Here is an 11,542-nt window from a genome sequence, read left to right as displayed (position 1 = left end):
CGGGGCTCACCTCTAACCATTCCGAACAGAGTAGTTAAGCCCGTTTGCGCCGATGGTACTGCTTTACTGTGGAAGAGTAGGTCACCGCCTTTTTTTAAAACCCTTACTAGATAACTAGTAAGGGTTTTTTGTGTTTATAATATTTGAGGAAGTGTAAAAATTTGTGAAGTTGAGTGGGGATAGACAATCTAATGCTTAATATTTGAGCAAAGTGATTTTATAAAATGCTTTTAACGTTATAAGATTAGAATCTCGTATACAATCTAAACCTTAGGCAAGTTAAGTTTAAAGATCAGTTTATAGGAGATAAAACTTCTTCTGTAATTTTATAGTTGTATTCGGAAAATTAGATAAGAACTATATCGCAAGTATTAAGTCCAATTGTTAAGTTCTAAAACTGTAAATAGATTAAGAAGCTGTACTCTTATTGAAGTCGTTGAAAATAATTTTTATTGCTAAGTAGAATATATCATTCTGGTTAATTATATAGTAGTAGTAGTGTAAATCTTCAAATTCTTATTTTTTCTTCTTAAAGATACTATCTAGAATAGTATTAATTCCTAGAAATAAAAAGAGAATAGCACCAATACACAGTATAAAGGCTATAATAAGAAGCGGTATATAAAGTGGCTTTTCACTATTATCTAATGCTAAATGTAATAATGTAGGACCAGCAAACATTAGGCCTAAACAAATCCCTAGTCGTTTTAATCCTTTAGCTAATATGTCTCTGTCTGTTCTATTGTCTTCGTCCATGAGTAATACTATCTCTTACGTTTTTATGTTTACTTAATAATATAGTTGCTTCTGATTCTGAAATATTAAGTTCAGTCATAATCATTTTTGTAGCTCTATTGACTAATTTGTCATTACTAAGCTGCATATCTACCATTTTATTTCCTTTTACTTTTCCTAGCTGAATCATTACTGTTGTAGTAATCATATTTAAGACGAGTTTTTGGGCTGTACCAGCTTTCATTCTCGAACTTCCTGTTAAGAATTCTGGGCCAACAATAACTTCAATTGGAAATTGCGCAGTTAAAGACAAAGGACTATTACGATTACAGGTTATACAACCCGTTATGATACTATTTTCGTTGCATTTTTCTAATGCACTAATAACATAGGGTGTTGTACCAGATGCCGCTATACCTACAACCACATCCTTTTCTGTAATTTTATATGCTTCTAAGTCCTTCCAACCTTGAGTGGTAGAATCTTCGGCATTTTCTACTGCTTTTCTTATAGCATTATCACCACCAGCTATGATACCAATAACAAGATCATGTGAAACGCCAAAAGTAGGTGGACATTCGGAGGCATCAAGAATACCAAGTCTTCCACTTGTACCAGCACCCATGTAAAACAGTCGTCCTCCTGTATTTAATTTATTAACCACTTGAGAAATAAGGGGTTCTATTTGTGGTAAAGCATTCTCTACAGCTAACGGAACACTTTGGTCTTCTTTATTTATGGACGTTATAATCTCTTTAACAGACATGTCTTCGAGATTATTATAGTTAGAGTCTTGCTCTGTTGTTTTTATAAATGTCATGGCTTAAAGGTAAGAAATAATTTTTGCGGACAGGTTGCATTAGCGGTAGTAACGGCATCCTTTTTACAAAATTATATATTTAGTTTCAATAGAAAGGATAACTATGAATTTGTTGTAAATGTTACTTGATATTGGGACGTCCGTAAAAAGATATAGTGGATGACGCGACCCACCTTATGTGGGTAATGCCCAAATAAATAAATTACTCTACAGTATAAATTAATTCATCGACTTCAGATAATCTAAAATAGCCAAAAGGAAAATTATCTGGGTTGGTCGTATTAATACAATTTCCTCTTATAGTTGCGGGCTGAGTTTCGAAAGGCCCACCACCAGAGTCGCCTCCTTGTTGCAGGAGTATAAACATGAAATCGTAAAATTGACTAGAAACACCATAATTTCTAATAGTGACAATATCTCCGGGTTCTAAATCTTCTTCTGTGTAGAATCCAAATATTTCATTACCATCCGTAAATGTATCGTCATATACGGATAAGGTGGGTACGACGGGAATATCACTTATAAACTCGAAAAAATAGTAATTCTCTATTCCTAAAGGATCATTATAATAAGCTTTTAGTTCTATATCTTCTCCCGAAAAACCGCCTTCGTTATTTTGTTCTACATAATCAATAGGTACCACGGATGTTAAGGTTTCTGTAGCGGTATATGTTTCTCCTTCGTAATTTATTACCAATGTATAGACTTCATCTATCATAGGCATAAATGTGTTGTTGTTATAAATCCCAGTATTATTTTCCTCTATAAAATTGAAAATATTACCTGAAGTATCTGAAATTTGGATTGTAGCTCCATTAGCTGGAGGAATAGTCTCATCGAAAAAAGGAGCAGACAATGAGAGTTTTATACTTTGTTCGTTTCCTGTTGTATTTTTAAAATAATTTATGGTGGCTTCAATCACTAGTTTTGGTTCTGCTGTGTTTAGATCTACATCGATAACGTCTTCACAATTGGAAAAAAGTAAAAAAAATAGACTTATATATAATAATCTCTTCATGATTTAAAATTTAAAATTATAAGAAAATGATGGTACAATACCAAAAATGGATAGACGTGTAGCTTCATTCACACCTGTGTTTCTATTTTCACTAAAAGAAATGCTAGCAGCATTTTTTCGATTATAGACATTGTATATTCCGAATACCCATTCTCCTTTAAAGTTTTTTGTACTTTCTGGGTTTGGATTGTAATTTACAGCTAAATCTAAACGGTGATAGGATGGAAGTCTACTTGAATTTCGAGCTTCATAATTGGGAATAATGATATCATTGTATTGATATTGTCCGTTTGGAAAAGTTGTTGGCTGCCCTGTTTGAAAAATCAGATTAGAACTAAAAGACCATTTTTTGCTTAATTCATAACTTCCCGTGAGCGAAATATCGTGGGTTTTATCATATGGTGTGTTGTACCATTCGCCGTTGTTAATTCCGGTTTCAATAGCAGTTCTCCCTGGTGTTCTTTGCTCTGATTTTGAAAGAGTGTAGGCTAACCAACCTGTAAATTTTCCTTCATTTTTTTTGAAAAGAACCTCTAAACCATAAGCTCGTCCTTCTCCATTAAGGATAACTTGTTCTATAGCGTTATTGGCAATTAAATCTGCACCATCTACATAATCAATTCGATTTTGAATGGTTTTATAAAAACTTTCAATTTCTAAGGAGTAGGCATTATTATTAAACGACTTAAAATAACCAATAGCTATTTGATCTAATAATTGTGGTTTAATATATTTTCCGCTCGGAGTCCAAACATCTAAAGGTGTTGGCGAACTTGTGTTAGACAATAAATGTAGATATTGACTCATACGATTATAGCTCGCCTTTACAGATGAGTTATCATTTAATTGATACGCTATTGCTAATCGAGGTTCTAGATTTGTAAAAGATTCTATAACATCACTTTTATTAAATGTGTCGGTTCCTATAGCTTCGGCTTTTTCATAAATACCTAGTGTAGCATTAAAGTTTAATGGACTATTATTTTCATATATATTAAGTTCATCTTGCCCTAATCTGTGAAACATACTTAAACGTGCTCCATAACTTACGGTGAGTTTATCGCTTAATTTATGCTCAGCATCAATATAAATGGCGTTTTCAAAGGCATATTTATCAATGAGCTTAAAAGGATTGATACCAGATTCGTCATCTATGGGTTTAATATCGCCTGGATTAAATTTATAATACATACTATTTAAGCCATAATCTAATTTGAAATTATTACTTATATAATGTTTAAAATCGTATTTAAGATTGAAGTTTCTTATTCCCGAAACCCAATCAAAACCAACAAATCCTAGTTGTAGTCCGTAATAATAGTCTGAATAAATAAGTGATAAATTGGAAAATATCTTATCAGAGTAAAGATGATTCCACCTGAAATTTAAAACAGAGTTTCCAAATGAATTTTCGAAATTATCGGAAATTTTAAAAACATCACGACCAAAATAACCAGATAAGTAAATATTGTTATTATCGTTGATGTTGTAGCTTAACTTGGTATTTAAATCATAGAAATAAGCCACATTATCTAAGTCAAAAAGGGGTAAGAAAAGATGTGCATAACTGCTACGACCTCCAATTAAAAAAGAACCTTTATCTTTTTTTATAGGACCCTCTGCTAGTAAGCGACTTGAAATTAATCCAATACCTCCATTCATATGAAAAGATTTACTATTCCCTTCTTTTTGATAAATATCTAAGACAGAAGACACGCGACCACCATATTTGGCAGGAATTCCTCCTTTATACAGTTTTATATCTTTAATAGCATCAGGATTAAAAACAGAGAAAAAACCAAAAAGGTGAGATGAATTAAAAATTGTTGCTTCATCTAAAAGGATAAGATTTTGATCTGCAGCACCACCTCTTACATTAAAACCAGAAGAACCTTCACCAGCATTAGTAACACCAGGTAGAAGTGTAATTGATTTTATAACATCAACTTCACCAAGTACCACTGGCATATTCTTTATCGTTTTTATAGATAAAGAATTGACACTCATCTGTGGGTTTTTTATGTTTAATTTTTCAACGTCTTCGGTAACGATAACTTCATCTAAGCTTTCTGCTGTTTCATCAAGCTTATAATTTTTAGTAAGGTTGCTATTAAGGACTAAGGTTTCTGAAATTGTTTTAAAACCTAAATAACTTATTTGTACAACGTAAGTACCAGCTGGTAATGTAATAGAGTAAAAGCCATATTCGTTAGTAACGGTTCCGGTTTGTTGCTCGGGAATAATAATGTTTACTCCAATAAGAGTTTCATTGCTTTGATTATCTGCTACTGTTCCGCTTAATGTGAAGTTTTCTTGAGCTTGAAGTGCTATAGGACATAATAAAAAAATAAAAAGTATTCTTTTGAGAGTCAATATCATATGTTATGAGTGATGCGGTTTGATTTATGGGGTGTTCATTCTTTACGAAGGGGCACCTATTTGTTTTACAATACTAAAAATAATTGAAAAGAATAAAAAAAGCTTCCCGAAGGAAGCTTTTTTAACATAACATTATACACGGCTAGTTATGAATTTATGATTGAATTTAATGTCGTACTTGGACGCATTGCATTCGAAATTAATTCTTCATTAGGAAGGTAATAACCGTCAATATTTACATTTTCTCCTTGACAATCAATTAACTCTTTTACAATAACTTCTTCATTAGAAGATAGTGTCTTAAATATTTTATCAAATTCGGCCTTTAATTCCGCATCTTTAGATTGGTTAGCGATAGCTTCTGCCCAGTATAAAGCCAAATAAAAATGACTTCCTCTGTTGTCTAATTCATTGACGTTTCTTGAAGGTCCTTTTCTGTTTTCTAATAATTTATCTGATGCATCATCTAACGTTTCACCTAAAATTCTAGCTTTTTCATTAGAATTAACAACAGCAAAGTGCTCTAAAGAAACGGCTAATGCTAAAAATTCTCCTAAAGAATCCCAACGTAAATGGTCTTCTGCTAGAAATTGTTGTACGTGCTTAGGTGCAGATCCACCAGCGCCAGTTTCAAATAAACCACCACCATTCATTAAAGGAACAATAGATAACATTTTAGCACTTGTACCAACTTCTAAAATTGGGAATAAATCAGTTAAGTAATCTCTAAGTACGTTTCCTGTTACAGAAATAGTATCTTTTCCTTCTTTAATTCTTTTTAATGTGAAGTTAGTAGCATCAACTAAAGACAAAATTCTGATATCTAAACCTTCAGTATCATGATCTTTAAGGTAAGTATTCACCTTTTTTATTAATTCAGCATCATGTGCTCTTTTCTTATCTAACCAAAAAACAGCAGGTGTTTCTGAAGCTCTTGCTCTAGTTACGGCAAGTTTTACCCAGTCTTGAATAGGTGCATCTTTAACTTGACACATTCTCCAAATATCACCAGCTTCTACTTTATGACTTAATAATACTTTACCATTAACATCAATAACTTCAACTTTTCCTTTTGATGCTATTTCAAAAGTTTTATCGTGAGATCCGTATTCTTCAGCTTTTTGAGCCATAAGTCCTACATTAGGAACTGTTCCCATTGTTGTAGGATCAAAAGCGCCGTGTTTTTTACAGAAATCAATAGTTGCACTATATACACCAGCATAACTACTATCTGGAATTACTGCTTTTGTATCTTGTAGTTTTCCTTCTGCATTCCACATCTGACCAGAAGTTCTTATCATTGCAGGCATAGAAGCATCTATAATAACATCACTAGGAACATGAAGATTTGTAATTCCTCTTTCAGAATTTACCATTGCAACATCTGCACCATGCGTTAATTCATAACGGATATCTGCTCTAATTGCATCACGCTTTTCTTCTGGTAGTTCGCTTAATTTTTCTAATAAATTACCGAACCCATTATTGACATCAACACCAATTTTATCGAATGTTTTTCCATGCTTATCAAATAAATCTTTAAAGAAAATACGGACAGCATGACCAAAAATAATAGGATCAGAAACTTTCATCATCGTTGCTTTCATATGTAAAGAAAACAATACGCTTTTATCTAGAGCATCTTCTACTTGTTCCTCTAAGAACTCAAGTAAAGCTTTTTTGCTCATTATTGTAGCATCGATAATTTCACCTTGTAATAACGCTAAATCACTTTTTAAATTAGTTTTATTACCTTTTGCATCGGTATGTACAATATTTATAGAAGTCGCTTCGTCTAATGTTACAGATTTTTCATTATGAGCAAAATCTCCTTTAGACATGGTTGATACATGTGTTTTAGAAGTCGAAGACCAAGCCCCCATACTATGAGGATTTTTCCTAGCGTAATTCTTAACAGCTTTTGGTGCACGTCTGTCTGAGTTTCCTTCTCTTAAAACAGGGTTAACAGCACTCCCTTTAATTTTATCGTAGCGAGACTTAATTTCTTTTTCTGCATCATCCTTTGCTTCCTCAGGGTAATTAGGAATCTTAAACCCTTTAGCTTGTAGTTCTTCAATAGCAGCAATAAGTTGTGGCACTGAAGCACTAATATTTGGTAATTTTATAATATTAGCTTCTGGTTTTTTCGCTAATTCACCTAATTCTGCTAATGCATCTGGTACTTTCTGATCGTCTGATAAAAAGTCTGGAAATGAAGCTAAAATTCTCGCAGCTAATGATATATCTTTTGTTTCTATAACAATACCTGAAGACTTTGTAAATGCTTCAACAATCGGTAAAAATGAACGCGTTGCTAAAGCTGGTGCTTCATCCGTTTTTGTATAAACAATCTTTGCTGTTTTTGTCATATGTCTTGTAAATAAAATGAATAATATTTTGCTCGAAATTGAGCTGTGCGAATATACGAAAACGTTTGATTTTTATAGGCATAAGATTAATACTAAAGAACCTCAAATTTTAAGAAATTGATAAATAAACCCTTAAATTGTTTATTTAATCTAGTATCTTGATATTAAAGCTCTCTAATAAACCCGAAATGTTTTCTTTTGAGAAAGAAGCTTGTTTTAGTTGATTTAAATTAGGGTTGATATTGAAGTTATATGCTGAAGTAAAATCGGAATGTTCAAGATTGGTTCGGTCAAAGATAGATTGGTATAAATCACAATCTTTAAAAATGACATATTTTGCTTCAGTTTCAGTAAAATCAACCTGATGCATTATACAATTTGAAAAGTTTGTACGAGTGATTTTTAATTGATAAAAACTACTCAAATTTAATGTGCAATTGATAAATTTAAAGGACAGTAAAAAAGCATTGCAATTTTGAAATAATACGCCTAGAATTTTACAGCCTGTGAAGGTTATATCATCAAGAGTGGTGTGCATTACATCAGCATTACTAAAATTACAATCTATGAAATCACATTGAGAAAAGACAATATTAGAAAGATCTGAGTTCTCAAAATTACAATTGGTAAAAGTGCAGTCTGCATATTCTGCTTTAGGTAGTGTGTTTATAGTGTAATCTTGCGATTTATAATATTGCTCTTCTAGTAATGGTAAATTCATTTCACAAGAATACAAAAGAATTTAGATTTGAGAATTAGAATCTTTTACGAATTATATTAAATGATGATAGAATCCATTTCGCAAGCTAATGCTTACAATTACAGGAATCTTTATATTATTAAGGACTGGTTATAATATAAAACAAAAAGCCATATCACTACAGTTAAACTGCTCTGACATGGCTTTCATGAAAACGGTACTAACGTGACCTATTTAGCTTCCACTAACTCAGCTGTGTGACAAAAGCCATCATCTTTTTCGGTTCAAGCATTTCCGTTTCAAATCGAAACAGTTCATATCTTTCAAAATGTATTGACCTGATATTACTTTGTTTCTTAGGTTTGTTTTTCTTGATGTTTCTCCTATAATCTTCAAATTAATGAATGTTAGGTCTAAAACATTGCTCATCCTTTTCGTATTCACTTTCGATTCTACTACTTCTTCAAAGCTTTCCACTTTATTATGTTAACCTACAACATGGTGTGTTAAATAAATAAAGCTTCATGATTGTAATGCAAACACTTGTGTGAACACAAGCTGCAGTCCAACCTCAAAAAACAACCTCAGTACATAAAGAACGAATCTCTAGTAACAATTTAACATTAATTTAAAATAAACTTTAAAAACAAACTAGGTTCGTTGCTAATTGTTTTACTAAATTAAGTAAATAAGTTGAATTTTGCTATTATTTTAACATTTTATATATCAACACATTATGAACTGTGGTTATCAACAAATGTTAATAACCAAAAAAAGCCTTCTTTATCAGAAGGCTTTTTACAGTAATATATAAGTTGGAATTATCTTCTAACTTCTTTGATTCTTGCTTTCTTACCAGTAAGACCTCTAAAGTAGAAAATTCTAGCTCTACGTACTTTACCACGTTTGTTAACTTCTACTTTTTGTAAAGCAGGTAAGTTAACTGGGAAGATACGCTCTACACCAATTGTTCCTGACATTTTACGGATAGTAAACGTTTCAGAAGATCCACTTCCTTTACGTTGTAATACGACACCTCTAAAAAACTGGGTACGTACTTTTTCACCTTCTCTAATTTCGTAGTATACGGTGATTGTATCACCAGCACCAAATTTTGGAAAGTCTTTACGGACTACAAATTCGTCTTGTACAAATTTTACTAAAGAACTCATTTTATTTTATTTATAATAGTTGATTCAAAGCAACATTCACGATTCTCGCCAGAGGTTGGTCTAAATTGGTTTGCAAAAGTAGTGCTTTTTTGTTTATTGACAATACTTTGGCTGCAAAATTTTATTGCAAGACTTTCTAAGTCATGAATTTAATTTTAAACGTATTTAATTTTTAAGACTTAGGTTTCGAAAACTCTGTTAAAGCTAATATTATCAGTCCTATAGCGAATAATGAATACGATAAATTTTGAACTATTATTGAAAAGCCTTGAGCCATTAAAATGGTATCCATACTTGCGCTACCAGTAAAAACAGTAAGCAATAAACTTCCTATATATGTAATGAAAACTAAGATATTACCAATTAAAATTAGCCATGTTGCTAGCGTTTTCTTCTTTATAAAAAGAATTAGTGCAGCGATTAATAGAATAAGCGTAGATAAACTATTAATAATTTGACCTATTGTAAAAAGAATCTCTGTAGAATTATTCATAAAATAATAAATTTAATCTTCAAGTAAATCTGGTCGTCTTTCTTTGGTTCTTTGATAAGCTTGTTCTTCTCTCCATTTTTCAATTTTTGCAAAGTTACCACTGAATAGTACTTCAGGAACTTTCATGCCGTCGTATTCTCTTGGCTTCGTATAAATTGGAGGTGCTAATAAATTATCTTGAAATGAATCGGTTAGGGCAGAGGTTTCATTTCCTAAAACGCCAGGTATTAATCGAATCACAGCATCGCATAATACAGCAGCTCCTAGTTCTCCACCAGATAAAACGTAATCTCCAATAGATATTTCGCGCGTAATAAATCTATCACGCACACGTTGATCGACTCCTTTATAATGTCCGCATAAGATAATTATGTTTTCTTTTAAGGAGGTTTGATTTGCAATGCTTTGATTAAGCTGTTCTCCATCTGGAGTCATATAAATAATCTCGTCGTAATTACGTTCTTGTTGTAATTTAGAAATGCATTTGTCGATAGGTGCTATGGACATTACCATGCCAGCACCTCCTCCAAATTGTGTGTCGTCAACAGATTTATAGCCACCCGTTGCATAATCTCTTAAGTTATGAAAGTGGACTTCTACTAAACCAGCTTCAATTGCTCGTTTTAAAATAGAAGCTTCAAACGGACTTTTTAAAAGTTCTGGTAATACGGTTATAATATCTATGCGCATGATATGTTGAAATAAGTTGCAAAGGTATGTTTAATTACAATGTTTTTTTTGTTTTTTTTTATTTCTATTGGTGACTTTCTAAAAATGAAATAGAACGTTCCAATGCTATTCTTCCTGCTTCAACATCGAGATCGAATTGATATTCATGTGGTAATTCTGGTTTGAAATTTTTATCAAAAAACAGGGTGTCAGTTTTTACGTTTAAGGATTGTAATTTTGTTGCCAATTCCTGTGAATGGCTCAATAAAGGATCTCCATTTCCTGCCGATATAAAACTTGGAGGAAAATTATGTCCTACATAATCAATTATTGATGCGGTATTAAAATAAGGATCTGAAGTAAAGTCTTTTTCTCCACTATAAGACCAAAGTACGGTGTTTAAAAACCAACCAAAAGCTCCTTCATTAGATAGGTTTTTTGCATTGTACGCTCCGCAATACAGTATCAGTCCTTTTATTTTTGAGCGTTCAATACTTGGGGAAATATCCATAGATTTTGCATATGATGGCTCACTTAAAATATTAGCGACTTGGGACACAATGTGAGATCCTGCCGAATCACCAGCAAGAAAAATTGAAGATGAGTTAATATTAAATGTCTCTGAATTATCATGTAGATATTTTAGAGCTGTCATGGTTTGTTTAACGGGGGTTGGATACTTTTTTTCTGGGGCTATAGTGTAGTCAATTGAAGCAACAATGTAACCTCGATTTGCTAAAATCTTATAATAATTACTTGATTGTTGCTTGTCACCAGATACCCAACCTCCTCCATGGACCCAAACTATTAATGGTAAGTTTTGATTTGCTTCTGCAGGGTAATAAAGATCGAGTTTAGCATCACTGTCTTTAGAATTGTAGTTTATATCTAATTTTACAGCAACCTCAATAGGCACGTGTTTTTCGAGTTTTTCGTTGGTCTGTTTACCTCCTTGCTCAAAAGCATATCTAATAATTAAAGCTGATGGCCAGGGACTAAATTGATTGATGATAATCGGGAGAATAATAATTATAGCTAAGGTAATTAGTATTCTATAAATTACTTTTTTTAGATTTAATTTTTTGTAGTTCATAAAAAAGATTTAAAGTCAAATTTCCTTTTTCAAAATAACATGAAGTGCCCTAATTTATTTTAATCACTATCATGGTTTGGGTCTATTTATTTAG

10 protein-coding genes and 1 rRNA gene are annotated in these 11,542 nt (G+C 32.1%); 1 reads left to right on the top strand and 10 read right to left on the bottom strand.

The window, feature by feature from the left end:
* Window positions 1–93: ribosomal RNA gene (gene rrf / locus DFQ09_RS19225) — 5S ribosomal RNA — on the top strand; the annotation flags it as partial.
* A gap of 423 nt (window positions 94–516) precedes the next feature.
* Here rrf and DFQ09_RS15805 read toward each other — a convergent pair.
* The 10 genes from DFQ09_RS15805 to DFQ09_RS15760 form a co-directional block, all read right to left on the bottom strand.
* Window positions 517–756, bottom strand: coding sequence for a DUF6095 family protein (locus DFQ09_RS15805; protein WP_115812048.1), 240 nt, complete (start codon window positions 754–756; stop codon window positions 517–519).
* Window positions 740–1,555 (bottom strand): N-acetylmuramic acid 6-phosphate etherase, encoded by an 816-nt coding sequence (gene murQ, locus DFQ09_RS15800; RefSeq protein ID WP_115812046.1) that lies wholly within the window; start codon window positions 1,553–1,555, stop codon window positions 740–742. Before murQ ends, DFQ09_RS15805 begins: the two co-directional genes overlap by 17 nt.
* A 202-nt stretch (window positions 1,556–1,757) precedes the next feature.
* Window positions 1,758–2,573, bottom strand: a complete 816-nt coding sequence (locus DFQ09_RS15795; protein ID WP_115812044.1) for a DUF4249 family protein — start codon at window positions 2,571–2,573, stop codon at window positions 1,758–1,760.
* Between the two features lie 3 nt (window positions 2,574–2,576).
* Entirely contained in the window at window positions 2,577–4,952 is a 2,376-nt protein-coding gene (locus DFQ09_RS15790) for a TonB-dependent receptor (RefSeq protein WP_115812042.1), read from the bottom strand.
* A 146-nt stretch (window positions 4,953–5,098) separates the two neighbouring features.
* A complete protein-coding gene (locus DFQ09_RS15785) occupies window positions 5,099–7,321 on the bottom strand; it encodes an NADP-dependent isocitrate dehydrogenase (RefSeq protein WP_115812040.1) in 2,223 nt (740 codons plus the stop codon).
* 145 nt (window positions 7,322–7,466) lie between these two features.
* Window positions 7,467–8,042 (bottom strand): pentapeptide repeat-containing protein, encoded by a 576-nt coding sequence (locus tag DFQ09_RS15780; protein ID WP_115812038.1) that lies wholly within the window; start codon window positions 8,040–8,042, stop codon window positions 7,467–7,469.
* A gap of 800 nt (window positions 8,043–8,842) precedes the next feature.
* Window positions 8,843–9,193: a 50S ribosomal protein L19 gene (gene rplS, locus DFQ09_RS15775; RefSeq protein ID WP_020896040.1), complete on the bottom strand. Its 351-nt coding sequence runs from the start codon at window positions 9,191–9,193 to the stop codon at window positions 8,843–8,845.
* Between the two features lie 172 nt (window positions 9,194–9,365).
* Window positions 9,366–9,686: a hypothetical protein gene (locus DFQ09_RS15770; RefSeq protein ID WP_115812036.1), complete on the bottom strand. Its 321-nt coding sequence runs from the start codon at window positions 9,684–9,686 to the stop codon at window positions 9,366–9,368.
* A 12-nt stretch (window positions 9,687–9,698) separates the two neighbouring features.
* The gene (gene trmD / locus DFQ09_RS15765; protein ID WP_115812034.1) at window positions 9,699–10,376 is read right to left on the bottom strand and encodes a tRNA (guanosine(37)-N1)-methyltransferase TrmD; all 678 of its coding nucleotides are present in this window, start codon (window positions 10,374–10,376) and stop codon (window positions 9,699–9,701) included.
* Window positions 10,377–10,440: 64 nt separating this feature from the next.
* Window positions 10,441–11,448 (bottom strand): alpha/beta hydrolase, encoded by a 1,008-nt coding sequence (locus DFQ09_RS15760; RefSeq protein WP_115812032.1) that lies wholly within the window; start codon window positions 11,446–11,448, stop codon window positions 10,441–10,443.
* Window positions 11,449–11,542 lie beyond the last annotated feature (94 nt).

It is taken from the genome of Winogradskyella pacifica, from assembly GCF_003386275.1.
Classification (GTDB): Bacteria; Bacteroidota; Bacteroidia; order Flavobacteriales; family Flavobacteriaceae; genus Winogradskyella; species Winogradskyella pacifica.
This window is presented reverse-complemented; position numbering and strand designations above follow the sequence as displayed.

What these genes read in the sequence shown, in the direction of transcription:
- rplS (WP_020896040.1), bottom strand. Translation starts at nt 9,193, where the DNA reads ATGAGTTCTTTAGTAAAATTTGTACAAGACGAATTTGTAGTCCGTAAA.
- DFQ09_RS15780 (WP_115812038.1), bottom strand. Translation starts at nt 8,042, where the DNA reads ATGAATTTACCATTACTAGAAGAGCAATATTATAAATCGCAAGATTAC.
- trmD (WP_115812034.1), bottom strand. Translation starts at nt 10,376, where the DNA reads ATGCGCATAGATATTATAACCGTATTACCAGAACTTTTAAAAAGTCCG.
- DFQ09_RS15795 (WP_115812044.1), bottom strand. Translation starts at nt 2,573, where the DNA reads ATGAAGAGATTATTATATATAAGTCTATTTTTTTTACTTTTTTCCAAT.
- DFQ09_RS15760 (WP_115812032.1), bottom strand. Translation starts at nt 11,448, where the DNA reads ATGAACTACAAAAAATTAAATCTAAAAAAAGTAATTTATAGAATACTA.
- DFQ09_RS15785 (WP_115812040.1), bottom strand. Translation starts at nt 7,321, where the DNA reads ATGACAAAAACAGCAAAGATTGTTTATACAAAAACGGATGAAGCACCA.
- DFQ09_RS15770 (WP_115812036.1), bottom strand. Translation starts at nt 9,686, where the DNA reads ATGAATAATTCTACAGAGATTCTTTTTACAATAGGTCAAATTATTAAT.
- DFQ09_RS15805 (WP_115812048.1), bottom strand. Translation starts at nt 756, where the DNA reads ATGGACGAAGACAATAGAACAGACAGAGACATATTAGCTAAAGGATTA.
- DFQ09_RS15790 (WP_115812042.1), bottom strand. Translation starts at nt 4,952, where the DNA reads ATGATATTGACTCTCAAAAGAATACTTTTTATTTTTTTATTATGTCCT.
- murQ (WP_115812046.1), bottom strand. Translation starts at nt 1,555, where the DNA reads ATGACATTTATAAAAACAACAGAGCAAGACTCTAACTATAATAATCTC.